Below are 26,028 nucleotides of genomic sequence, written 5' to 3'. Positions count from 1 at the left end.
CAATCGCAGACATCGTCTGCATTTTGGATAAAATCAAAGCTGAAATTGTCAGCCTAAAAAGCACATAAGCACACTTCCGTCTGCTATGAACGGTTCTGTAAAAATTATGTGCTTTATCAGAATGACAAGATCAAAGTTGTAATTTATCCGGTCCATATTTTCTTAGAACTTGAAATAAAACTTTTTTATGTATGCCCTCCGTCCAATCATATAATTCATGCAAGGCAGCTACTTCCATAGGTGTCAGCGAATTGGCATAAGGCTTGTAATCCTCTCTTATAAAAATTCCTCCGTTCTCTCCCTGTTTTGTATAAATCGGATAAACCGGAGTTAAAGCCTGAATATCATACTGTATCGTGCGAATGGAAACGCCAAATTCCTGTGCCAATTCATTCGCTGTTGTATGTCGTCTGATAATAAGAATATTGATTATTTCCGTTCTACGATGTACGGTATTCATGCTTCACCCCCTCTCTTCTGGTTTTCCAATTCTAATTTTAAATGCAGAATATGCAGTATCTTTGCTTATTCCCCTAAATTTCTCTGTAAATCTTTTATCTCTCTCCAGCCATTGACTTTCCCCTTTCCCATTGATAAAATCATTATGGATAGAATCAAAAATCATAAAAAGTCACACAAACTGCTATGGAGTTTTTACGGGCAATCCATGCCCTTATGAACCGTGGCAGTTTTTTATTGCTTCTGCCCAACTGCAAAGTCGAATTATCAACGCTATCCATAACAAGGGCGGTAACGCCCTACTGTGTTGCAAACCGCTCGCCTATACTCACGCAACACGCAAATTCCCTACGGGTAATTTGCAGAAGAATAGCAAGCACTGCCTGTGTTCCCTCACAGGCACCATTTCCGCAAGTTTCTACCAAGTGAAAACTTGCAGAAATTGGCTTGCATGGGGCATATCCCCCTGTCCCCCTAAAAGCAAAAAACAACCGCCGGCTACGGCATATTTGAAAATCTTTTATACAAATAAGGAAAGGACTGATACTGCAATGGCAAACCGAGAAAGACAAAATGAACTTAAAATCTATCTCAGCGATGACGAGCAATACATCTTAGATCAGAAATGGAAAGCCTCCGGCATGAAGAGCAAATCCGCATTTATTCGGCATCTGATTTTGTATGGCTATGTCTACGATGTAAACTACGAACACCTGCGGGAATACAACACCACGCTCGCCCGTATCGGCAATAATCTGAACCAGATTGCCAAGCGGATGAATGCTACTGGCAATGTTTATAAAGCCGATGTAAACGAAGTAAAGGAGCTGATGAAACAGGTATGGCAATCACAAAAATCCATGCTATCCAGGCAACCGTCCATAAGGCAGTAAACTATATCTGTAATCCCCAAAAAACAGATGAAAGTATTCTCATTTCTTCCTTCGGATGCAGTCCTGAAACCGCTGCCTTTGACTTCAAATTTGCTCTGTCAAAAACAAATCAGGCAGACCCCAACAAAGCCTTTCATCTGATACAGGCTTTCGCTCCGGGAGAGGTATCTTATAAGGAAGCACATCAGATCGGTGTGGAGCTTGCCAACAAGCTGTTAGAGGGGAAATTTTCTTATATCGTTTCCACTCATATTGATAAAGGTCACGTTCACAACCACATCATTTTCTGTGCCGCAGATAATGTGAATCACGAAAAATATCATGACTGTAAACAGACCTACTACCACATTCGCCGCCTGAATGATGAGCTGTGTTCCAAGCATCAGTTATCCGTCATTTCTCCCACAAACCAGCGTGGTAAAAGTTATAAAGAATGGACATCCGGCAGAAATGGCACCTCGTGGAAAATCAAGCTCAAGCAGGACATTGATGAAGCAATTCAAAACGCTGATACATATGAACAGTGCATGGAGCTGATACGGGCAAAAGGTTATGAAATCAAAGGCGAAACCATTGGAGGAAACGCCTTAAAGTACATTTCCTTCCGCCCCCTTGACCGGGAGCATTTTGTCCGTGGCAGCTTAAAGTCTTTGGGTGCAGAATACACCAAAGAACGGATTAAGGAACGGGTAGAAACAAAGGCTTTAGCACAGACACAAAAACGTGTCCCATTCCCTGCCCGAAAGAAACCTCTTATCAAGGATTATTCTTCCCGAACGCTCATTGACACCTCGGAAGAAAAGTTCACGCAAAGCCCCGGTCTGCAGCATTGGGCAGCGATTGAAAATCTCAAAATCGCTGCCAGCAGTTACAGTAAAGCAGGTTCTATCATCGAGCTTGAAAAACAGATTGAAAGTAAGTCTGTTCTTGCAAAAACCGCACGGAACAGTCTTGTGGAAACAGAACGTCAGCTAAAGGATTTAGGACAGATATTGAAATACGCTGAACAATATCAGAGCAATCATATCTATCACATCCGTTACCGGAAATCGAAAGACCCTGACGCTTATCTCCGCCACCATGAAACAGAACTCCTGCTCCATGACGGTGCAGAAAATATGCTGAAACGCTTTGGAATCAGCTTAAAACATTTTGATATTGATAAGTTTCGTAATGATTACAATGCTCTGTATGCCAAGAAAGAAGCCTTGCAGAAAACCTATAAATCTGCTGAAAAAGACATACAGGCTCTCAACCGAAAACTGGATAATCTGAACCAGTATCTTGACCGGACTCCGGGACAGGAACAGACCACAAACCACAAACCGGAAAAAGACTTTACAACGCTCTGATTTCCCCACAAAAAAGGTGTATCGCGTTGAAGTTTTATACTTCTTTGCGATACACCTTAGTGTGTAATATGCTGCTATCTCAAAACTTTTCACTATTCTTTTTCTATGTATTTTCCCATACTTTACATCCATGTATTACGCTCCATATCTACACTGTATTCTATTGCAATTCACTCGTTTTAATAGGTATTGTAAACTACTATCGAGGTGAATTATAATGCATGACATAAAACAAATTCTTGCCATTGCAGTGCGTGAAGCCCGTACCGAACTCGGACTTTCACAAGAAAAGCTGGCTGAAACTCTTAATATGGATACCCGCACCATACTAAATATTGAAGCCGGACGTGGTAACCCCAAATATGATAAGCTGTATCCTTTGATTACATATCTGAAGATACCCGCCGATAAGATTTTCTACCCAGCCAACGCAAACCAACATCCAAATCTCCAAAAACTCCTGACCCTGCTGAATGACTGCACGGAACAGGAGGCTGCGGATTTATTGCCTATGGTTCGTTATCTGCTTGATCTGCTGCACAAGCAAGACCATCCAACTCTGTAAGAATGCCAATAGACTCCTTGTGACTCTATTGGTTTTCTTATTTTCAAAGCACTTTATTTACAATTTCAATCATCCTGATTCCACTCCTTTTTTTAATTCTTACTTATGTAATATTTGAATTATTACATAAGTAAGATTTCAAGTCAATCTATTTTCTCTTAAATTGACAACTACACAAATAACATCTATAATATTTTTATTACAGCCGTAAGATTTAAGGAGGGATTTGAAATGAGCGATTTACCACAGATTTCTGAAGCTGAATTTGAAGTTATGAAAATCGTATGGAAACATGCGCCGATCAGCACCAATGAAATAACTGATAAATTATTACAGACTACGAGCTGGAGTCCAAAAACAATACAAACTCTAATTAAACGTCTAGTGAACAAGGGCGTTCTGACTTATGAAAAACAAAGTCGGGTGTTTGTTTACACTCCAGTTGTGAAAGAAAGTGAATACATCGGTCAGGAAAGTAACTCTTTTCTAGAACGATACTACGATGGAGACATCACTGCCATGCTGTCTGCATATATAGAAAATGACAGACTGTCCGAAACGGAAATAGACACTCTCCGCTCTCTTCTTTCCAAGAGGTCAAAAAAAGGAGGTAATTAACATGGCTGATTTTATGATACGCTTTTTAATATGCAATGTATTTATCAGCGGTATCATCGGAATTCTTTTGATAGCCAAGCGGATATTCAAAGGCAACCTATCCAGCCGGATGCAGTATAATCTGTGGTTCCTGCTACTTGGATTGTTGGTAGTTCCTTTTATACCGTTCCGTTTAATTGGGTTTCCGCAAATTCTCTCGTGGCTCAGTAGCCTGAAAAGTTCTCCTACTTCTGGCACCAGAACCGCCATAGGAGAAGCTGTTGGGATCAATCCAGCCGGAAATGCAGACTGGATGAATGACTTTGCCCTTTCGGTAAATAGTGAGACTCCATCCAGCATCGGATACATACTATTTGGAATATGGCTTGTAGGCATCCTTGCAATGATTATATTGGTAATCAAGTCCTCTATCCGCTTACAGAACTTGAAAAAATCTGCACTTCCCCTTCAGAACCCGGAAGTCCGAAAACTATATCATCGATGTATGAAAGAAATGGGAATTAACAGAAATCTCCATGTTTACAGTACTGCATTTTTGAAATCTCCGATTATTGTGGGGCTTTTGAAACCTTGTATTTATCTGCCGATTCATCTCATCTCAGATTATAACGAATCGGACATGCGATACATGCTGTTACACGAGCTACAGCACTATAAGCACAAAGATGCTATTGCCAACTATCTAATGAACTTTGCCGGAGTAATATATTGGTTCAATCCTCTTGTCTGGTATGCTCTGAAAGAAATGCGTAATGACAGAGAGGTTGCCTGTGACACCTCTGTTTTAAAGATGCTTGAGGAGGATGATTATGCAGATTATGGTAATACACTGATCAATTTTGCGGAAAAGATTTCACTTACTCCATTTCCGTTTGCCGCCGGTCTTGGTGGAAACATGAAGCAGATGAAACGGAGAATTATCAACATTGCATCTTATGAGAAGCCGACATTTATAAAAAGAGTAAAAGGTATGACTGCATTCATGTTGACTGCTGTCCTTCTCCTTGGATTCGCACCTTTTATTTCTACATACGCAGCAGATGGAAGCCACTACCAATGGGATTCCTCTTCTGAGAATATTTCCTATGTAGACCTCTCCACATACTTCGGAGAATACGAAGGCAGCTTTGTTTTATACGATTTGGAAAACGATGCATGGAGTATACATGACATGGAGCATGCCACCTTACGGGTTGCTCCAAACTCCACCTACAAGATATACGATGCTTTGTTCGGATTGGAAGAAGGCGTCATTACACCGGAAAATTCGTTCATTGCATGGAATGGAGAAACCTATCCATTTGAAGCATGGAACGCAGATCAGACCTTACAGTCTGCAATGAACTCCTCTGTGAATTGGTATTTTCAAGCAGTAGACGAACAGCTTGGAACCTCTGACGTTTACAGCTATGTTCAAGAAATCGGATATGGTAACGAAAACATGAGTGGCGATTTCTCCTCTTATTGGATGGAATCCTCCTTGGAAATCTCTCCAATAGAACAGGTCGAACTTTTAACCAAGCTGCAGAATAACAGTTTCGGCTTCGCCCCTGAAAATATCAATGCAGTAAAAGATGCCATCTGCCTTTCAGCTTCCGATGCCGGAACATTCTACGGAAAGACCGGAACTGGCCGTGTGAATGGACAGGATGTAAACGGATGGTTCATCGGTTATATCGAAACTGCAGATAATACATACTTTTTTGCCACCAACATTAGTGCAGACAGCGATGCTACTGGCGGCAACGCAACTGAAATAACCATGTCTATCTTATCAGACATGAATATCTGGGTATCACAGAAATAACAAAAACGAGTAAAGGTTAACTGTAGAATTAACTTTTACTCGTTTTTTCGAGGCTTATAAATATTAAATGTTTTTCTCCCTTTTCGGAAAAGTGAGTTGTTAAATTACAGCTTTCTGTACATCATCGGGTGCTTTCCCGAATTAATGCCAATCATTTGTTTTCTCATCCGTAATCTCCAATGTCTCAGTATCTATTAGATAGAAATCCACAACCTTGGTGGAAGCTACTTCATTACCGGATTTGTCTTTGAATTTAATTTGATAAACATATTCTCTTGAACCATTTTCAACATAAGATTCATTAATAATAATGTAATGCGTTGCTATAGTTGAAATACCATCTTGCTCGTATACTTGCTCCGCAATATTAACGTAAGGATATCCCTTAGCCGAAATATTATATGCCAGAAACTCGCTGAGTTCATCCCCAGCCTTTACTCCTTGGTATGACTCGGTATTTCTGATATAAGTTGCAACAGCTGTTAGTTCCTTCTTATAGGACTGAAATTCTTCTGTCATAGGATAGCCGTCACTGTCTGTATCTATTGCTGTGTCATCCTCCTTCTTCTGTTGAGAAAATATATTTTCATTATCTATTCTCTCGTCTTCTGAATCATCAGTTATTTCAGTAGTATCATCCATTGCAGCATTTTCTTCTATCATACTATCATATTCGTAACCATCAACAAATGGATCAAATCCGCCTTTTCCAAAGTAATCAGTAAAAAGTACTTCATCACCTGTAATAAGTGGATTTCTGTATTCATAATAATCAACATATACCCGCAGAAAGGCTCTCACATAGGCAACACATTTTATTCCGTCTTTTTCAACTATATGCATCGGTTTATAAGTAAAAGCAAATATTAAAATGCAAATATAAGTCAAAGGTATGAGACAAATGGCTTCAACACATATTGCTACATATTTCACATAGTTCTTTCGTATTTTTAGCAATAATTGAAATATGCCCAACAATATTCCTATTGTTATGATTCCGATTACCGCATAATAAAACCATTCTATAAACTTCAGATGGAAAAGCGATAATATGCCGTGAGCACCTGCAAATAACGTAGCGGCTACAAGTGTATCTAAGAGTATATACTTAGAATAATGCTTTAAAATATCTTTCATCTGAAAGCCTCCTTGTCATGCAGACACAATTACAAATTTATATTTATACATTGATGGAGAGCGGGAACACAATTCCGAAAAGGGACATGTTTTTTCTTTTTTTAATTACTACTTTTTGCAATATTCATAAATATTAAATGGTTCTTCTCTTTTTTCAAATAAGATATCAGCTTCTTTAATAATCTTAATAAGTTCTTCTGTCTCTACACCTACTGTTTTTAGTACAAGTAACTTCTTTTCATTCGTTATGAGAAAGAAAAAACCTTTGTACAAAAAGACTCTATCTATTTCTTTAAGTTCACAGATCTTTTTATCTTCTAATTTTATTCCCTGAATATCAATTTCCACTTTGTTATATCTTGATTTATTCCATACAAATTCATGGACATTATTTTCAAATTTTTTTCCCTTAGATTGAAACCAAATAATCCAAATCAATGCAATAATAGAAATCCCCATTCCCACATAAAACATCGGATAACTCTTTACAAAATAGCAGCCGATTGATAACAAAAATAATACTGGTGTCATTATATAAATAATTTTCCTTCTATTATATTTTGTCTTAAGTAATTGATATGGCATAGCATATTCTAACGAAAGCATATCTGAAATTACACTTTCTATATTATCTGATATGAATATTTATAAATTATAAAAGTAACAATCATATAGATAAGAAAAAACAACATAACTCAATCAGTTTAGTTTAATACGATTCTTTAAATTGATAAAAGGATGGTACACAAAAAGATAAACTGCCCATATTGTGTGGACATCATATAAAAAACATTCTTGTTAAGATAATATTTGAGTTTCCAACGGAGTGGCGATGCCACTCCTGTTTTTCATTGGATGCTTTAGCTTAATAAAACCCCTAGTTCTACTAGGGATAAATAAAATACTTTAGTATATTTTTTTGAATGATAATTACTATGGATTTACGAATTATCAACTAAAGGATATACAATATTTAATTAACATACTGTATTCTCAATTATAGTACCTGTTTACAGGTTGCAGTGCAAACAAATACGATGATATTTTTTCGATGCCCCTTTTAGGGGTTGGCACGTAATATCCCTTCTAGGGGTTGCTCAAACCACTAGTTTACTAGTGGTTTTGATTGGATATACTTATGGTTATAAAAGATGTCTGACAGATATAAAATATCCTGTTATGTATGCATATAAGAAATATCCGTTACCCATTTTCTGTGTCGGCAAATTTCTGGCAACAACCCATATTTCTTCATAATTTGCTGGAATGTTTTCGGAAATCATAATATCTACAGCAAGATATCTCGAAGAAACGATACATCATTGATAATGTATAGCACACTTTGTGTCTATATATAAACTCATATTGCACTTGTACTCTCACATCCATTCTTCTAATCGCAGAAAATTCCGTAAAAGTTCATTTTTCATCTTCAGGCACTCAATTTCTTACTGATATTCTCTGATACTAGCTGGTTCTGTCTGTTTTTAGGACGTCCTCTGTATTTTAGCAGAAGCCCAGCAATAAGACGAGTCTATTCCCGATTATAGTAATTGATTCAGTTTTCAATTTGTCGAATCTCTAATTAAAAGTATTTTACAAGCTTACGGATTGGTTTTTCCTACTTTACACATAGCAATCAGCTTTGGTTCAATTATTTGATATGCGTGTATTTACTTTTTGCTATAATAAAACCTGCTCATATAATCAAGTGTTTTTTGTTGAAACCACAGGCTCCTTATGTGATTCTATTATTTTAAATAAGGGGGCTTTTTGTCATTGTCCGTTTTTATTGGTTCAGTTCACTTTTTATGCTCAGATACAATAGGAAAAATTATTTTAAATTTTGCTTGACTTTTAAATATTACTATTGTAATATTTAAAACGTGCTTCACACAATAGACTTATTGCTATATTTTCTCAACTAAAATTTTATATTGACAAATACATATAGAATTCATTTTATTTATAAAGAGAGGTGACAAAACATTTTCAAAATCTTAATACAAATATGTTGAGAAAAGATAAACTATGTTGGATTATAGTTCGTAAGCACAACTAAAATGAATGGTTTACTAAATTTAACCTAAATAAAGAATTATATATTGTGACAAATACAACTCTCATATCCTTTAAAATGGAAATACTACTATTTTATTATGGATTTGCAATGAAAAACTTGAAAGGTGGAGATAATATATTACAAATGCATAAGTTAGCTATATGAAATGATATAAATGCTTCAAAAATTCAAAATTCTATGTATAATCTATATTTTAGGAGGATAAAGTTATGAAACACAACAAAATTATCATAAGTATTTTAACGATCTTTATCATATTATTATCTGTTGGATGTAGTAATAAACAAGAAAACATTCCTGATAGCAATGAAAATGTTAATGCAGATTATGATTCTCTATTTCAAGAACTGGAAGAAAAATATGATGCTACATTAGGAATTTATGCACTTGATACAGAAACTAATAAAGAAATTTCTTATAATGCAGATGAGAGATTTGCATACTGTTCAACATATAAAGCTTTAGCTGCCGGTGCCATTTTAGAAAAATACTCTATTGAAGAACTTGATAATGTAATATATTTTGAAGAAGAAGATGTTTTATCTTATGCACCAGTTGCAAAAGATAAAGTAGATACTGGAATGACTATTAGAGAAATATGTGATGCTGCAGTTAGACAAAGCGATAATACTGCTGGAAATCTACAATTTACTCTTCTTGATGGACCTAATGGTTTTAAACAATCATTAAGTAAAATTGGTGATACTGTAAGTGAGCCTTCTAGAATAGAAACTGAATTGAATGATGCTGTACCTGGCGATATAAGAGATACTAGTACTCCTAAACAATTGGCTTTCAATTTGAAAGAATATGTAACTGGAGATATATTGTCAGATGATAAAAAAGAGATTTTTATAGATTGGATGTCAAATAATGCAACTGGTGATGAATTAATTCGTGCTGGTGTACCAAGTGATTGGATTGTGGCAGATAAAAGTGGTGCTGGTTCTTATGGAACACGAAATGATATCGCTATTGTAACACCCCCAAATAAAAAACCTATATTTGTAGCTGTACTTTCAAAAAAAGCAGAACAAGATGCAGAATATGACAATAAACTGATAGCAGATGCCACAAAAATCATCTTTGATTTAATATCATAAAAATTGATTCACTCAAAAATAAATTAATATACCAAAATACGATTACAAAAGTTTTATCTTAGAAACTCTCAAAAAGAACCATAGATAAGATTATTTTCAGATAATCATGGATGCAATACTTAGAAGATTTCACCCATATGCTATATATACCATCTAGCTGATGGCATGTCAATAACAAGTGGCTTTCTCACCTGTTTAACTTGTCAAAAACCCCTGAATTTTATCCAAAATTCAGGGGTTTTTTGACAGTCTGATACCACCATTATGGTGGTCAGGGGATCGACAAAACGTAAGCGCTTAAATCTTGGGTAGCTTTACTGTCTACGTTTTTAAACTCATAATGATAGTAAATAGATTTTTACTACACTCCGCTTGATAGGAGATAGAAATTTACTACATTTGGAGGTTTCATTATGAGTAATAAACGTGCTCCAGGGCGTTCCCTGGAAGAATGGATGGAACTGGTAACTGAATGCAGACAAAGCGGTCTGACAGATGCTGCATGGTGTAATGAACATGGGATATCTCCCAGCTGTTTTTACAATGCAGTTACCCGTCTCCGCAAAAAAGCCTGTCAGATACCGGATCCAGCCCCCAAAGCCAGCACTCTTGACCTTACATCCCATAAACAGGATGTAGTCCAGATTGCTATAGAACCGGAGTCTTCTCCGGCAGGATTGCTCCCAGATAATGGAAACAGACCTATGCACCTTGACAATTCACATACGATTGAAATCGAAGCAGACGGATTGCTTATACGAATGAGTAATGAGATCAAACCGTTACTTCTGAAGATGCTTATGGATACGCTTAAGGAGTCGTTATGTTAGCGGACATCTCAAGTGTTGATGCGATCTATATCGTCTGTGGCAGAACAGATATGCGCAAGTCCATTGATGGATTGTGTGCGATCATCCAGGAACAGTTTTCGATGGAGATCGACCATGCACTTTTTCTTTTCTGCGGTCGTAGATGCGACCGTATCAAAGCCATTTTAAAAGAACCTGACGGGATTGTTATGATCTACAAAAGACTGACCGCCCAGGGATCTTACCGGTGGCCCAGGAATAAATCAGAAGTCCGGAATCTTACATGGCGGGAGTTCGACTGGCTGATGTCTGGCATTGATATTGAGCAGCCAAAAGCAATCAAGGCAACGTAAAAAAGATGCACATAAAACGCTTGTTTTTTGCTGTATTTTCGTCACTTTCAAGTCCTGGTAAATCCGTTGTTTTGCTGGGAAAAGCCACTGTTTTCTGGTATAATGGAAACATCAGAAACAGGAGGAAAAAGCAGTGGCAGACAGTTCCAAAGATATCCAGCTCCGTGAGCTGAAGGACATGATAAACGATCTTAAAAAGATGATAAAAACACTTCAGGCAACTGTCGATGCTGCCAATAAACGGGAAGAGGCACTCACCCAGGAGCGGGACAATCTGAAAGAAGAGATAGACCTTCTCCGTAAAAAACTGTTTGGCACCTCTAGCGAAAAAAGGACCTTCGATATTCCGGGTCAGTTAAACTTTTTCAATGAGGCGGAACTGGAACAGGATCCAGAAGCTGCAAAAGCAGAGGATCTTGAAGCACTCCTTCCAGAAAAAACAGCCAAAAAACGAAAAGCAAAAGCTACAGATGCGGAACGTTTTAAGGGAGTTCCTGTTGAAAAAAAGTATCTGGAGCTTTCTGAGAAAGAGAAACTCTGCCCTGTCTGTGGTACCCCGCTGAAAGAAATCGGGGAAGAGTTTGTCCGCCGGGAACTGGTTTTTGTACCGGCAAAACTGAAAGTGTATGAATACTACAGTAAGAGCTATGAGTGCCCGCAATGCAGGCTTCAGGATATTCCGGTTATCAAAAAAGGAAAAGATGGCAGAGCCCATATGCTTTATGGAATGGCTTCTGCCGGAACGGTTGCCTGGGTAATGTACCAGAAGTTTTGTAATGGTCTTCCATACTACCGTCAGGAAAAAGACTGGAAACAGTATGGCGTAGAGATCACCAGAGCTACTATGGCAAACTGGGTGATCCGAAATTCTGAAGCATTTTTTCTTCCTATGTATGAATACTTCCACAGGAAACTTCTGGAACGAGGATTCGCGATGGCAGATGAAACGCCACTTCAGGTTCTGCATGAACCGGAACGCCGTGCACAGACCAAGTCATATATGTGGCTGTTCCGCAGCGGTGAAGACGGAGGACCACCTATTATCCTCTATAAATACTCGGAGACCCGAGCCGGGGATAATGCCGTAGATTTTCTTCACGGCTTCAAGGGTTATCTGATGTGTGACGGCTATAGTGGATACAATAAAGTTCCAGATGCCAAACGCACAGCCTGCTGGGCACACATCAGAAGATATCTGACAGATGCCATTCCCAAGGGAAAGGCTCTGGATTATACCCAGCCATCCGTACAGGGAATGCTGTACATTAACCAGCTCTTCCACCTGGAAGATGTGATCAGATCAAAGTATTCTTCCTTCGATGCTATCAAAAAGGCTCGTCTTGAAAAAGAAAAGCCGGTAGTAGAAGGCTTTTTGTCGTGGCTTGATCAGCAGAACCCTACCCGTGGAAGCAGAATGGATAAAGCTGTCACCTACATTCAGAACCGCCGCTCCTATCTGACTACCTATCTCGAAGACGGGCGCTGCAGTTTTTCTAATAATCTCAGTGAAAATGCGATCCGTCCGTTTACAGTAGGCCGTAAAAACTGGCTGTTCTGTGACACACCAAACGGAGCCCAGGCCAGCGCTATCGTGTACACAATGGCAGAGATGGCAAAAGCCAATGGAGTAAACGTTTATCACTATCTTACTTATCTGCTGGAAAAACTACCTGATGATAGAATGAGTGATGATGAATTAGAACTTCTGGCTCCATGGAACGAAACCGTCAAAGCTGAAATCGAACGTCGTGCAAACGAATCAAATCAATCATATGTGAATTGTCAAGGTGCTCCGGCTACTGAAAAGTAGTCGGGGATTTTTCTATCATACCTAAAAATTAAGCGCTTACGACAAAACTTAAAATTTCATTCATACAATACAAGCCCTTTCGGCAGGAACAAAAATCAATTTTGCCAATATGGTTTTATCATAATTCTAATTTTCTTCTTTTTCTGACTGCATCTCCGTAATACCTAAACCAAAGTATTTTTCAAAAAATGCTTTCAGTTTCTCAATAACACCTTGCTTTTTCTTGGCTCTGCCACTACCGCCAAAACGGGATACCGGAGGCATGAGCTTGTTAATTTCGGTTCCAGTCGTTTTCAATACTCCATCGCGGAACGCATTGGACACAAATTTTCTGGTTTCTTCTGGTTTGAGCTTTTCTGCCATAATAATTTTAGCAAGGTCATTTTCTTCCTGAGTAAGCACAAATCTGCGCCAGTCAGTTGTAACTTGTGTGTCTACATTGACACGATTGATAAAGGCTTCAATCAATTCTTTCTTGCTGCGAAGCTGCATACTGGCATCTACTGCCTTACGGATCGAAGTGAGAATTTCCTTATCCTCACAGTTGCCCTCATGATATTGCTCGACCAACATCAATATGTAGTCGATATTTGGATCTATATTAAATAAGTGGACACGATTTATAAACAGATGTACCATAATACTAGACACCAAAAGGAGGTATCTTTATGGCTAAAAAAATTATTATGATGAGGATTTCAAACGAACTCTTGTTGATCTCTATCATAATGGCAAAACGCAAGCTTCTCTAATCAAAGAGTATGGTGTTTCTCAAACTGCTCTTTCCAGATGGATCAAGCAATACTCCACTGTTGAAACATCTAATGGTGAAATTCTGACCGCTAAACAGATTCAGGAACTTCAGAAAAGAAATGCTCAGCTTGAAGAAGAAAACCTCATCCTAAAAAAAGCGATTGCCATCTTCACGCTACACTCAAACAAAGATTAAGCACAGTTTATAAGCTTCGATTACAGCACAATATCAAAACCCTCTGCCGTGTTCTCAACGTAAACCGCAGTACTTATTACAAACATTTTTATTCTCTGCCTTCTTCCAGAACCATTGAGAATCAGAACATCAAACAAATGATTCTACACATTTACGCTGACTACGATAAACGCATCGGTGCTTATAAAATTACATATATCTTAGGTCGTGACTATGGCATTTTCATCAGCGTCGGTCGAGTGTACCGCCTGATGCATTCCATGCAGCTTCCGCCTATATCCACAATAAAACCAAAATCCATTTCTCGCCCAAAAGAGTTGTCCGGCTGTTATGCTAATCACCTGCATCAAGCCTTTCATCAAAAAGCTCCCAACTTGGTCTGGACAAGTGATTTTACATATCTCAAAGCCGGAGGTAAGTGGTATTACCTTTGTATCATTATGGATCTTTTTCTAGAAAAATTATCTCTTGGAATATATCATCCAGACCCAATGCAGATCTGGTAATCCAGACCTTTCAGAAAGCATATCATACCAGAAATTGTCCTGCTGGACTGATGTTTCACTCTGATAGAGGATCACAGTACATAACCTTTGCATTTCGAAAACTGCTTGATGAACTGAATGTTGTCCAGTCCTTCTCGAAAAAGGCATATCCTTTTGATAACGCCTGCTGCGAAAGTTTCTTCAAATATCTCAAAAAAGAAGAAACCAATAGGCGTAATTTTCGCACCTATCGTGACCTATACCACTCTGTCTTCCAGTATATCAAAGACTTCTATAACTCTCGCAGACCACATGGTTCTTTAGGCTATCTGATACCAGACGAAATGGAAACAACATTCTGGGAACGACAAGGAATCTAGGCATTCCCAGAAAATATATTTAAAAATCGCGTCTTTTTCATTGACTATAGTTCAAAACCCTATATATATCTATCAAATGTTTCATTCTCCTTTTCAATAAGATTTTTTTCTGTATACTATGTAACTGTTAAAGTGAACAGTTCACATTCTCGGCTCACATTGAGCCATACCATAGCTCACGCCGAAGACAGACCTCCCCCTTTGGCGTTTTTCATCGTTTTTTGAGGGGGGGATTTTTTTGTTCTTTTTCAAATTCATTCAATAAAATAGAGATTGCTGCTTTTTCCGCCATTGTCACGAAACCGATTTTCTTTTTTGATGTATGCACTTCTTTCCAATTCTTGAATGGAACGCTTCACTGATGCCAAAGAAAGATGCAGATCTTTCGCTATGGTTTTCATGGAGGGATAGCAGCTTTTTGTTTCTTTACTGGCACGTTCACAAAGATATAAATAAACAGATACGGCTTTACTGGAAAGCTCTGTATCCTGATAGACCTTCATTTTGTCAATCATAACTTTTTTCCACCCCTTTCATGGTTTTCGATATGTTGCATAACGGCTTATCTTGTTCCTGCATTGGGCGTTTGACGGGCTGTTGGAGAGGATTTTGGGGCAGACCGTATTTTTTTGCAATGGCTTCCTCAATGGTCTTTTTATTTGCGTAATGCACCTTTCTCACCACTGCTTGACGCATTGGATATGTTTCATTCAGTTCGATTCCCCACTCAAAAAACAGCTTCAGCTTCGTTTTCATAGGCTTTACGCCTGTTCTTGTGACGATGAACGTATCTTTTGGCATGATTTTAAGCTCATCTGGCGTCATCAGTGGTCTGCCTGTCATTTGAAGTGACTTGGATTTATCTCTGCCTTGTGAGATACTTCCTGTCATAACTGTCCTATCCCCCAGCGTTTTGGACAGTACATTGGCTGCTTCGGAGTTTGGTGCAAAGCCGCCATATATGCAGACCTGACAGTTATCAATGATGATGTCCGCACCTTCTTTGCCATAGTTCTTTTCTAGCTGTGCCAATGATTGTATGATAGGCACAAAGCTGATTCGTCTGGAACGGCTGGCAGAAAACATCATTTCCGCAGATTGTATAGCTGGCAATGTACCGAACTCATCCAGGAAGAACATAACTCTGTTTGGCAGCTTGCCACCCATTTCATCAGCAATGGAAAGCATTTCTCTGTATAACTGCTGTACGATCAAAGAAATGAGGAAATATTTGCTGTCATCTTCCTCCGGCATAATCAAAAACACTGCTGACTTGTTCCTACAAAACTTTTCCGTATTGATTTTCGTTTCAAAGCAGAGCAGCTGTTCAATTTCAGAATCAAGAAAAGCATTCAGTCTGGACAATGCCGTTGACAGCACAGACGCCATTGCCTGGTCTGAAGTATTCAGGGCGGCACCAGACAGCCATCTTGCTTTATGTTCTTCTGGAAGACGTTCCATCAACAGCTTGAACTGACTTTTGCCTTTCACTTCCGATGGTCCCAATAAATCTTGAATCAATTTGAACACACTGATGATATGCCTTTCTTCGCCTTTTTCTTCTTTCTGTTCCTCTGGCTGAAACAAAATCTCTGCTTCAACATCTTTTTGAAGAATGGCTGTCTGTGCTTTTGGCAAAAAATCTATATCTTTGTCAATGCAGGCTTTTCTCATCTGTGCTATTTCCTTTTTTCGCTGCTCCAAAGCTTTCTGTTTTCGTTTTGCCTGTTCCAACGCAAGAGCGTAAGGTGAGCAGAACTCCGCAATCACCAATATCACAGCAGTGATCAAGCCTTCTGCCGAATCATAGAAGAAAGCATTTTGTCCTGCGTTGGCAGAATCAAATCCACCGGAATTCATAACGGTTTTAGATATTATCTTTGCGTACTTCTCTGCTTTTGCCTTTGCCACAAGGGAATCTGTCTGCAAATATTCATCCATGTAATGGTTCACCATATGAAGCATCTCCTCCGTGGAAGATACATCTTCCGTATCTTTCACAAGAGATTCATCCACAATACTATCTTCTTTTCCACAGGCACATACGAAGCATCCAATCAGAAATGCCATACTCAGCAAAATGCTTTTTTTCTTTAATGCCATAATATCATCCTTTCTTTCAAAGCAAATTTAATGTGCTTTTGCTATTGGCGGCAGTTCCAACTCTATTTGTTCTATAGAATTGGAAAGATACCTGAAAGTTCCGTCTTCAAATGGCTGGACCACAACCGTATTCCGAAAAGCGAGATCAGAATTATAATCCGGCCATACTCCATCCACGATAAGTGTAATCGTTCCATCCGCATTTTTTGTATAGTCAACTACTTCTCCGAAAGGTGGGTATGGGCTGGCATAAATCATCTCATATTCATAGCTATTGCTGCCCTCATCATATCCACAATGCTCTCTCAACTGTTCTACCGATACCGGAAAATAAGTAGTCATTATCCTTTCATATTCCTCTGCCGGAATCTTCCAACCCTCAGTTTTCAGATTTTCCCCCGTAGAAATCCTATAAACATCTTCATACATACAAGGCATCAGAATGTCCTCCACATTGCTGCTATCCCAATCTGTAACGAGCAGATTGTAATTCACATAACTTAGTCCTGATATGTATTTCTCCGTTAATTCCTGGCAGTCTTCTGGTAGCGGTTCTATTCTCCAATACTGTCTCAAACTTGCATGTGCAATCACATATTCATATGCGTAGATAAAATATCCTTTTTCGGTCAGTTTAATCTCAGCCACATTACTTACCGAAGTTCCCTGTATTTCTGGCATACCACCTTCTCTCCACCGAATTCCTATGTAATAGGTCTGCAACTCACCTTTCCGATAGATAAAGGTAACTGCTCCAATCAGCCCATCTCTCTGTACTTCAAATACCGTAACCATCGAGTCTTGTCCATCCAGGTAATCTGCATAAAATGCTTCGATTGCTTCATGATTTTGCATAGCAGTATCTTCTTCAACACTTACCAGACCGTTTCTGCCCAATTGCTCCACCACAGCTTTCCTCTGCTCTTTGGTAAATTCACTAATACCGGAAGAGTAGCTTAGTGCATCTGCAATTACAATATCCTTATAGATTTCTCTGACCGATTCTGCTGCTGACAAAACCGTACTCTGCAGTTGCTCCTTCTCCTCTTCTGTAAGGAGATCATCACTGGCTTGCGGAATAAACCAATATGCTGACTCTGTGGAAGTTTCCGCATTCTCGGCTTCTTCTGTTTCTGCTTCGCTATTTTCGATTTCTACAGGTGGCTCCCATACTTCTTCTGCCACCTTTTGCTTTTCTGTATGCAGTTCTCCCCAACAGACCACTCCGGCTATTACGAAAATCAACAGCAGCAAAATCGGAAGACCACATTTTCTAAGCAGCCATTTCACATCTTCCATTATTCGCCTCCGTATAATTCTTCCCATTCTTCTAACGTCAACCGTGGCGTATGCCATGTTTCCTCAGAATTATCCTCGGAGGGTATAATTCGATTGGATACATATTGTACCCCGCCATCCTCCAAAGGACGAACCACAACCTCGTGGGCATATACTTTGGAATTTCCCGAATATGGAAATACCACATTAGCAGTAAGTGTAATTGTTCCATCACTGTTCTCCGTATACCCGATTACTTCTGAATATGGGTATTCCGGATACTCTACTTCTTCGAAGCCTCTCGGTTTGTATTCATAGGTCGAATCCTCCGAATCATAGACAGTTTTGGATTGCAGCGTTTCACTATCAATATTGAAATATTTCATAATAACGCTTTCAAATTCCTCTTTTGGAATCCGATAAACTGCACTGACTGACAAATTGTCATCTGCAACATAAGGAACATACTGACCATTCACTTTTGGATAAAGAATGTCATACATATCATAGAAATTCAAATCCCCAAAATCTTCTTCACTCCAATCCACAATAAACATATTATTCTGTTCAAAGCTGATTGGAAGAAGATATTTCCGACTCAGTTCCCTATATGTTTCATCCAATGGCTGTACTCGTAATGCGGTATGCTCCTCTGCTCCACTCAATGTAAGAACGTATAATTCTTCTGAAAACCAGACACCAGAAAACATCAGGTAACCTTCTTCTGTATAATTCCAATACTCTGCTTGATACCTCCCAGTAACTTCTTTCTGTATTTCTCCATTTTCGTATCCATAATAGCTTCTGACCACATCTACATTTCCGTCTTTTGTGTGCAAATCGTATTTTACAAATCCGCCCAAATAGCCGACTTCAAGAATCGTTATATCTGCTTCTTCCTGTGTATCCACCTTTTCACAAAATTCCAGTACCTGCTCCGCTTCCGTCATATTCACTTGATTTCTGCTGTCAACAGCAGGATACTCGTTTTCTCCAAGACGATTTACAATACTCCGAATTATTTCCAAATCATCTAACTTATTTTCCTCTGCTGCCTTGTCATAAAGATCTATGCAGATGTTTATAATTTCTTCTTCATTCTCCTGTTCTTCTTCTGAAACGTCCTGAACATCAATTACTGTTTCCGAAACTGTATCTTCTTCCGGTGGTGTATCGCTACACCCCGAAATACTAAACATCAGTACAAAACTAATGACTGCTAAACCACTCTTCCAGAACCAGGCTGTCTTTCTTAACAACATATCCGCTTCCTCCTCTTCCTTTCACATCTTCTACCATACTGATAATCAATATAGGACATTCCGTATCTTCTGCTGTAAAAATTGCAAACCATCCTAATTCTGTACCCGAAGTATCATCCTTCGATGCCTTTATTTCTGCCGTACCTGTTTTTCCTGCTAAAAGAATGTCATCTCGATGGGCTGCATATCCAGTTCCATTAGAATCATTCACAACCTTCTTTGTTCCTTCCAATACACGACTTGCTGTCTCGTTAGAAAAGGCACCCGGAATCCAATACTCAGCTTCCGCTTCATTCTGATATACCAAATAAGGCTTTATTACATTTCCCTCATTACAGAAAGCAGAATAAATACATGCCATATGCAACGGGTTCACTAAAATCTGTCCTTGTCCGTAACCGCTGTCAGCTAACTGTATTTCAGTTTCAATGCCTTCTGTATTGGAATACTGAGATTCTGCCATCTTAATCTCAAATGGTAGTTCCTCATTGAAACCAAGCCGTATCAAAGAATTCTCCAACTCATCCGATCCAATCTTTAATGCTGCTTTTGCGAAATAAATATTATCAGAATAAATCAAGGCTTTCTCTAAAATGACTGGTTCATACGCATGAAGCGTTGTTACATGATATGAACCCCACGATGCATCTTTTTGCCAACTTAATCCTACGTTCCCGTAATCTTCCATTGGATCGATTGCTCCTGATTGTAAACCAATCGCAGCTATAATTGGTTTGAAGGTAGATCCCGGACACCACACTTGCCGGAACCGATTATACATTGGCTTATTCTCATCCTCGTTAAGTACAGTCCACTGCTCACTCGATAATCCCATAATAAAATCGTTATTGTCATAGGCCGGTGTGCTGACCAAAGCCAATACCTCTCCGGTATAATGATTTATGGCTACTGAGCAGCTTTTATCTTCCTTAAACTGTTCGTACAAGGAAACCTGCAAATCAGTATCTATCGTAAGCCGGATGTCCTGCCCATGCTGTACCAGGATACAAGCCAGTTCCTCCTTCTCTTTATCTTCCGAATTTACAATGTAAATCCTGCAACCGTTCTGGCCTTTCAGTTCTTTCTCGAACAAGCCCTCCATTCCGCTTCTGCCGATTACACTATTGGCTGTATAACCTTCTCCTGCATGTTCCTCTAAATCTTCCGCAGTAACGCTTTGAACATACCCGACCAAATGCGCAGCGGCTTCCCCTAATGGGTATTCACGCACTTCAACATCAGATATCATCACTCCGGGAATCTCCAGCAACTTATCATGCCTTTCTTTCTCCTTTAAAACTTCTTCCTCTGGACTGATAGACATTAACTCAATTTCTTCCACTCTTGGAATCGTTTTAATAGGTACAAAAGAATCATCCTTTACCCACTTTGCAGACAGGTTCTTTTCTATCACTTCCGTTGTGATTTCCAATAGTCCTGCAATCTGTGCGATTGCTTCCTCTCTGTTTTCCAACTTGCCCGGAACAATTCCAACTGAAGATGCTGTACCTTTTCCTGCAAGGACACGTCCGTTCCTATCCAGAATTTCTCCTCGCTCTGCCTGTGTAGTGGAAACTCTTACTTTATCTGCAGAAGTCAGATTAGGAAAAATCATGGAATCATCCCAAACCAATTTATATCCTTCTTCTCCATTTATAAAAAATGCCTCATTCTCAAAGCTGATAGTTCCTGCCACTGTATCAAACGAAGTCAAATATGTTACTTTTTTATCTTCCTCCACATACTCGACATTTTTTATCGACATGTTTTGCATTTCAATTCCCTCATAAATAGTGGAATTTCTCTTCAGAAAATCTTCCTTACTGATATATCCAGATGACTCCAAATCAATCATTGCATACATTTCTTCGTATTCTTGTTTTGGAATATGCATCATATACTCTACTAAGGTAGTATCTGGTGTTTTACACGCATTTTTTCTTTTATATAATACTGTTGCACTCACAACTACTCCAATCAAAGTAATTGTTAACATCAACACTATAATGCCCAACATTTTTCTATATCTTTGTATTCTTTTGGTTCTATGTTTTGCCTTCATCGTTACCTCCATTTCTTATTCATATCAATGTACTACGCTTATATATTACAAGTGTAAGATTTTAAGGTAAAAAAATTTACTCCCTTTCGCTATAAATATTACACCCGTAATATTTATCAGTCAAGTTCTTATTCAAAAAGACAGAACACAGCCACCAAAAGCCATGTTCTGCCTTACGTTTGATGTTACTCTGCCGCTACAAACTCCATCTTCATAAATTCATGATCCGTCAATTCCTTTAATTTTGCAAGGACACATAATGACAATTCAACCATCTCATCATCCTCCAGATGTTTCAGAGTCTTATTGATACCATTTATGACATTTTTTCTGCCTCCCACATCTAAATCTATACCTTCTTCCATAAAAATACTGATTAAATTACTCTCTTCTACGGTAAATCTCTTATTCATCACTTACATCTCCCTCTGACTTTTCTTTTCATTTTCTTGAACATCATGTTCTTTCGATTGCCCTTCTACCTGTGACTTTTTCTCCGCAAGACGGGATTTTAAGGAAATCCTTACTGTAGGCTTCTCCTCCATTCTCTTATTTTCTTCCCTTTGGGCTTTCTCCCCAACACCATTATTCAGCACATTATCAATCATATTATAATTCTGTTCTTCTGCCTCCTCAATCTTGGCAAGCGGCTTATACTCTGTCAGTTTTTCCAGAAGCTCCGTTGCTCGTTTTATTTCCTCTGGTACAGCTCCCTCCGAAATAATGTCTGCAAGCCACGTTGTTAAATGTCCGGTATCGCCCTGTTTTATGGATTCTGCAAGCTCTGATACATTCTCGGTCATATTTCTTGTACTATCGTGATACAGTACAGTATCATAATCGTAGCAAAGTCGGTCAAGTTCTACTGCAAGCTGTTCCTCCTGTGGCAAGTCCGGCATACGCAGTTCCCACACTCTTGCTTCCATTTCTTCACTCATCACGCCATCTATCTCCATATCGGGCAATTTAGCCACCAGTTCCGTAATGACTTCCATTGCCTGCGGATTGTTTTTAATATCAGGAACATAGTCCAAAACCCCAAGGTCAATCCTCTTTCCAGATAAAACATCAATCTCGTAATCCTCGAAGGGTTCCGCCCCTCTCTCTATGATATTGATTCCAATTGCCGGAATACCATTCATCCTCTCCGATGGTATCTGCTTCCAGATTGCTATGGCTTCATCCACCGTAGGAATATTCTCATAGCATTCACCAAGATTATGAAATTCGCCACATTCCGAAACAGTTAAAGTTACTTCTGCCTTCTCCTTTTCCTGCTCTCTTGCCTGTCTGACACCCTCCAAATATTCCTCCACCTGTGGCAGATAGGTTTCCAGTGTACCTGTTCGCTGTGCTGTAATAGGGTTGATGTCAACTTTTACTTCTCCGATATGAAGTCCGCCCTCATTAAAGGCATTAAACAAATCGTCCTCCCGTTCCGCCGTGGAAAGTTCCACAACCACATCAAGGTCAGAACTTTCATGCTCCAATCCCCTGCACCTGCTTCCGGTCACAGCAACATCCACAATCGTTGCATCAATGTTATACTCATCAATCTTTGCCTGCACATGGCATTTCACAGTTTCCTCGATTTCTTCCGGATTCATTTCACTAATATCATGGAATAATTCCCCGGTCTTTGCCCTAAAATCAGCCACCACACTGCTTGGTGTACTCTCCGGAATAATACGATTTGCTTCCTCTGCTTTTTCCATCAGTCCATCATAATCCATCGGTATCAGTTCATCTTCTCTTTGGATATTTCCTTTTGCACCATTGTAATCCGGCTGTGACTTCAAATCCTCTAAAATATCATGTAAGGCTTCCCTTATCGTCACATCAGGATTATCATAAATTCCTCCGTCAATCTCCTTATAATCAGCTCCCATAATGGAATAGTCATAACCGCCCTCTACTTCCTGAATGCTGATAAAACGGTCTGCAATAGAAAATGCCAGTTCTGTTTCCTGTTCACTTTCCAAAGTTTTTTTCATTTCCGCAAGCACCTGTTCCGTTTCATCGCCAAGATCAATGATTTCATCTCCATCTATTTCCGGTTCTGTCTTTTGGACATTGTGTCCAGAAGTGTCCTGCATTTCTTCCTTTTCCGGTGTCTGCTCCCGTAAAAAATCCGGTATTTCCGTATATCCAAAAAAATCCACAAAATGAGCCGTATTCTGTCCGTTCTGATGAAGCACCACTATATCGCTGACAGATAGCGAATGTCCTCTGAAATCTTCTGGGTGGTCAAGGTTGAATTTTTCAAAGATTGCCTCTAAAGTTGCCCCCTGCGTCTCTTTTTGCAGTTCAGATAATTCGCCCACATATAAAAGTGTATAATTCTCTGGTTTAATTGCATCAAAATTATCTTTTGTAATGCCCATACGCTTTAAGGATTCCGTCCCCTCAAAACGTAAGGAATCTAATTCCAGATTAGGCTTTAATTGATAAATTCCATATTTATCAGTACTAGCATATAGGAGCTGCTCTTTTCTTGCCATTTCAGGTGTAATAACAGATCCGTCCTCATAGTTAATAGATTCCACCCATGTGATACCTAATTCTTTTTCTATTTCAAATTCCAAATCAGTTCCATAAAAAGCATTATGAATTTCTGCCACATCAGTATCTGAAATAGGCTCTGAGGTCTTGAATACCGCAGTTCTATCCCCACCCATTTCTTCTATATCGACAGCCACAACTGGATACGGGTATGTATATTCTCGCTCCTGTTCGTCCATTAAGATAAGTGTAATCTTAGTCTGCTGTTTCAATGCTTTATTCCATGTTTCCTTTTCAACCCCAAAGATACCTTCATGCTCTTCTATACGCTCCCTGCTTTCTGCCAATGATTCCGTACCGTCAGTATGAAGCAAATATACATGCAAATCATGTTCAAATAATTCCAATGCTTTCTCTTGTGTTAATGGCAGCATTTCATTCCATTGATAGCCATATTCCCTCATTTCCGACAAACCAATCATCGGATCAGGCAGGGCATCAATCTCCGCCTTTGCATCAATTATGGTCAATGCCACATCCTGTTGGACATACTGCTCCCTATATGCCAGTTTCTCTGCAAGTTCCCTTGTTTTATTCATATCATCAAGTTTATAGGCATAATTTACAATCAGATTTCGCTCCTCAGACGTGAAAATATTTTTTTCTGCCTCCAACTGATTGATAAGTTGTTCTGCCTGCCCCATGACAGATAAATTGGTATCAATGGGTTGTTCCACTCTTTCCTTTACATCAATAAGCTCGTCTGTATCCATGTTATAGCGGACATCAATATGATATTCCTCCGCTTCTTCCGTCTGCTCGTCAGCAAGTTCGGTAGTCCATGCTCCTTTGCTTTCAAGATAAGATGATATATTCGATTTATCCTCTTCATTCATGGTAGAAAGAGCGGATATAAGTTCTGCACTGTCCATTCCACGGACACTGACAAGATTGTATTCTGAAAAATCCTCGTTATGTACCAGCAGAATGCTTTCCTTTCCATGTTCCTGCTCCATCTCCCGGTTAAGCTGAAGCTCCTGCATTGCCCCCTCAATGCCTGTAATCAGTTCTGAAGCTGTCTTTCGGATTGTATCAAGGGAAGATTTCAGCTCTTTCATATTCCTACCGCTGCTCCAGCCTGCGATATATCCAAAGGAATAATCGGATGTATCTATACCGAAATGCTGGCACACTGTAAAAGCCACACTCTCCGCTTCCACTTCCTTTGTATTCCTGTCCTTTACCGGAATATCCATGCTCTGATTAACTTCTTTATCATGCAGCATGGAATGAGCCACCTCATGCACCATTGTTTTCAAAGTCTGGCTTTCGCTCATATTTTCCTGAACAGCAATCCGTTTTTCTGCTGTACTGAAATACCCTTTGGAATCGCCGGGAATATCTTCAAATGCAATCGGAACAGGAGAAATATTCATAAGCGCCTGGACAAAATCCTCATATCCCTCCACCGTAGATAACAGCTCATTCACTTCCAGTTCCGGAATAGGCTTGCCATCCGTCTGCGATACATCAAAAACAGATACCGCACGAAAGGCAGGAATGGTAACCTCTGTTTCCTCTTTCTGCGGCATACCGTTTTCATCAAACATCATTTCTCCCGTTACAGGGTCTAACTTATCACGTTCCTCTTTGATTTTATAAGGAGCTGGTGCAAGAATACGGATTGCCTTTTCTCCTTTATTGACGTGCCGCTCAAAGTTCTTCTGCCACGCCTGATAGCCTGCCACCAGCGTAGCTTCCGGCTTCTGCATGGCAATCAGCAGCGTATTGTTAAAACTGTAATTATGAAATTTTGACATGGTGCTGAGATAGCTTTTATATTTTTCACTTTCAAAAAGCTCTTTCAAGCCAGCTTCCAGCTTATCCGTGATCTCTTTGACTTTTTGTTTTTCACTCATGTAAACTGTATTTTTATCTGCCATAATTCGATTATCCTTTCTTTTTTCCACGCAAAAAAGACAACCATCTCTGATTGTCTTTTTCGATATGCCTATTCA

Annotated in this window: 20 protein-coding genes and 2 pseudogenes; 10 read left to right on the top strand and 12 right to left on the bottom strand. The window is 39.2% G+C overall.

Translation table 11 applies throughout. From position 1 onward, the window contains the following. Positions 1-130: 130 nt before the first annotated feature. Positions 131-460 (bottom strand): helix-turn-helix transcriptional regulator, encoded by a 330-nt coding sequence (locus tag LIZ87_RS03025; RefSeq protein ID WP_002596376.1) that lies wholly within the window; start codon positions 458-460, stop codon positions 131-133. Between the two features lie 3 nt (positions 461-463). Beyond that, complete coding sequence (locus LIZ87_RS03020; protein ID WP_014081113.1) at positions 464-625, bottom strand: hypothetical protein; 162 nt, start codon at positions 623-625, stop codon at positions 464-466. Between the two features lie 385 nt (positions 626-1,010). Here LIZ87_RS03020 and LIZ87_RS03015 point away from each other — a divergent pair, with 385 nt between their 5' ends. The 5 genes from LIZ87_RS03015 to LIZ87_RS02995 all read left to right on the top strand — a co-directional run bounded on the left by LIZ87_RS03015 (position 1,011) and on the right by LIZ87_RS02995 (position 5,694). Next, entirely contained in the window at positions 1,011-1,352 is a 342-nt protein-coding gene (locus LIZ87_RS03015) for a MobC family plasmid mobilization relaxosome protein (protein ID WP_002596375.1), read from the top strand. Next, positions 1,301-2,704: a relaxase/mobilization nuclease domain-containing protein gene (locus tag LIZ87_RS03010; RefSeq protein ID WP_002596374.1), complete on the top strand. Its 1,404-nt coding sequence runs from the start codon at positions 1,301-1,303 to the stop codon at positions 2,702-2,704. Before LIZ87_RS03015 ends, LIZ87_RS03010 begins: the two co-directional genes overlap by 52 nt. Before the next feature lie 217 nt (positions 2,705-2,921). Next, on the top strand, positions 2,922-3,269 hold the full coding sequence (locus tag LIZ87_RS03005; protein ID WP_002596373.1) for a helix-turn-helix domain-containing protein: 348 nt from the start codon (positions 2,922-2,924) through the stop codon (positions 3,267-3,269). Positions 3,270-3,500: 231 nt separating this feature from the next. Beyond that, entirely contained in the window at positions 3,501-3,887 is a 387-nt protein-coding gene (locus LIZ87_RS03000; RefSeq protein ID WP_002596372.1) for a BlaI/MecI/CopY family transcriptional regulator, read from the top strand. A 1-nt stretch (position 3,888) separates the two neighbouring features. Continuing rightward, complete coding sequence (locus LIZ87_RS02995; RefSeq protein WP_002596371.1) at positions 3,889-5,694, top strand: BlaR1 family beta-lactam sensor/signal transducer; 1,806 nt, start codon at positions 3,889-3,891, stop codon at positions 5,692-5,694. Positions 5,695-5,835: 141 nt separating this feature from the next. Here LIZ87_RS02995 and LIZ87_RS02990 read toward each other — a convergent pair whose 3' ends face one another. Beyond that, the gene (locus tag LIZ87_RS02990) at positions 5,836-6,831 is read right to left on the bottom strand and encodes a hypothetical protein (RefSeq protein ID WP_002596370.1); all 996 of its coding nucleotides are present in this window, start codon (positions 6,829-6,831) and stop codon (positions 5,836-5,838) included. Between the two features lie 108 nt (positions 6,832-6,939). Continuing rightward, positions 6,940-7,362, bottom strand: a complete 423-nt coding sequence (locus tag LIZ87_RS02985) for a hypothetical protein (protein WP_002596369.1) — start codon at positions 7,360-7,362, stop codon at positions 6,940-6,942. Between the two features lie 1,761 nt (positions 7,363-9,123). Between LIZ87_RS02985 and bla the strand changes: the two genes are divergently transcribed. The 4 genes from bla (at position 9,124) to tnpC (ending at position 12,989) form a co-directional block, all read left to right on the top strand. Further along, a complete protein-coding gene (gene bla, locus LIZ87_RS02980; protein WP_002567442.1) occupies positions 9,124-10,017 on the top strand; it encodes a class A beta-lactamase in 894 nt (297 codons plus the stop codon). A gap of 413 nt (positions 10,018-10,430) precedes the next feature. Beyond that, positions 10,431-10,847, top strand: a complete 417-nt coding sequence (tnpA, locus tag LIZ87_RS02975) for an IS66 family insertion sequence element accessory protein TnpA (RefSeq protein WP_227145199.1) — start codon at positions 10,431-10,433, stop codon at positions 10,845-10,847. Continuing rightward, positions 10,841-11,179: an IS66 family insertion sequence element accessory protein TnpB gene (tnpB, locus tag LIZ87_RS02970; protein ID WP_055058750.1), complete on the top strand. Its 339-nt coding sequence runs from the start codon at positions 10,841-10,843 to the stop codon at positions 11,177-11,179. The genes tnpA and tnpB overlap by 7 nt, the downstream gene beginning before the upstream one ends. A gap of 133 nt (positions 11,180-11,312) precedes the next feature. Next, positions 11,313-12,989, top strand: coding sequence for an IS66 family transposase (gene tnpC / locus LIZ87_RS02965; protein ID WP_227145197.1), 1,677 nt, complete (start codon positions 11,313-11,315; stop codon positions 12,987-12,989). Positions 12,990-13,115: 126 nt separating this feature from the next. Here tnpC and LIZ87_RS02960 read toward each other — a convergent pair whose 3' ends face one another. Further along, positions 13,116-13,628 carry a type I restriction endonuclease subunit R, EcoR124 family gene (locus tag LIZ87_RS02960; protein ID WP_002567441.1) on the bottom strand — a complete coding sequence of 171 codons (513 nt, stop codon included), beginning with the start codon at positions 13,626-13,628 and terminating at the stop codon, positions 13,116-13,118. A 46-nt stretch (positions 13,629-13,674) separates the two neighbouring features. On the opposite strand from LIZ87_RS02960, the pseudogene LIZ87_RS02955 reads away from it, so the two are divergent. After that, positions 13,675-14,803 (top strand): annotated as a pseudogene (locus LIZ87_RS02955) (IS3 family transposase); the annotation flags it as partial. A gap of 254 nt (positions 14,804-15,057) precedes the next feature. On the opposite strand, the gene LIZ87_RS02950 reads toward LIZ87_RS02955, so the two are convergent. From LIZ87_RS02950 to LIZ87_RS02920, 7 genes and pseudogenes are all read right to left on the bottom strand, one after another. Further along, positions 15,058-15,318, bottom strand: a complete 261-nt coding sequence (locus tag LIZ87_RS02950; RefSeq protein WP_002567440.1) for a helix-turn-helix domain-containing protein — start codon at positions 15,316-15,318, stop codon at positions 15,058-15,060. After that, a pseudogene (locus tag LIZ87_RS02945) lies at positions 15,311-16,768 on the bottom strand (type IV secretory system conjugative DNA transfer family protein); the annotation flags it as partial. The pseudogene LIZ87_RS02945 and the gene LIZ87_RS02950, both read right to left, overlap by 8 nt. 165 nt (positions 16,769-16,933) lie before the next feature. Continuing rightward, entirely contained in the window at positions 16,934-18,205 is a 1,272-nt protein-coding gene (locus LIZ87_RS02940) for a DUF6070 family protein (RefSeq protein WP_002596367.1), read from the bottom strand. Beyond that, on the bottom strand, positions 18,205-19,446 hold the full coding sequence (locus LIZ87_RS02935; protein WP_002596366.1) for a DUF6070 family protein: 1,242 nt from the start codon (positions 19,444-19,446) through the stop codon (positions 18,205-18,207). Before LIZ87_RS02935 ends, LIZ87_RS02940 begins: the two co-directional genes overlap by 1 nt. Beyond that, the gene (locus LIZ87_RS02930; protein WP_002596365.1) at positions 19,394-21,508 is read right to left on the bottom strand and encodes a penicillin-binding transpeptidase domain-containing protein; all 2,115 of its coding nucleotides are present in this window, start codon (positions 21,506-21,508) and stop codon (positions 19,394-19,396) included. Before LIZ87_RS02930 ends, LIZ87_RS02935 begins: the two co-directional genes overlap by 53 nt. Before the next feature lie 185 nt (positions 21,509-21,693). Continuing rightward, on the bottom strand, positions 21,694-21,921 hold the full coding sequence (locus tag LIZ87_RS02925; RefSeq protein ID WP_002596364.1) for a transposon-transfer assisting family protein: 228 nt from the start codon (positions 21,919-21,921) through the stop codon (positions 21,694-21,696). A 3-nt stretch (positions 21,922-21,924) separates the two neighbouring features. After that, on the bottom strand, positions 21,925-25,953 hold the full coding sequence (locus tag LIZ87_RS02920) for a YodL domain-containing protein (protein ID WP_002596363.1): 4,029 nt from the start codon (positions 25,951-25,953) through the stop codon (positions 21,925-21,927). Between the last annotated feature and the right edge of the window lie 75 nt (positions 25,954-26,028).

The sequence above is a fragment of the Lacrimispora sp. 210928-DFI.3.58 genome, assembly GCF_020554865.1.
In the GTDB taxonomy this organism is placed as follows: domain Bacteria; phylum Bacillota; class Clostridia; order Lachnospirales; family Lachnospiraceae; genus Enterocloster.
The sequence above is the reverse complement of the archived record's forward strand: the minus strand, read 5'-3'. Positions and strand labels throughout refer to the sequence as shown.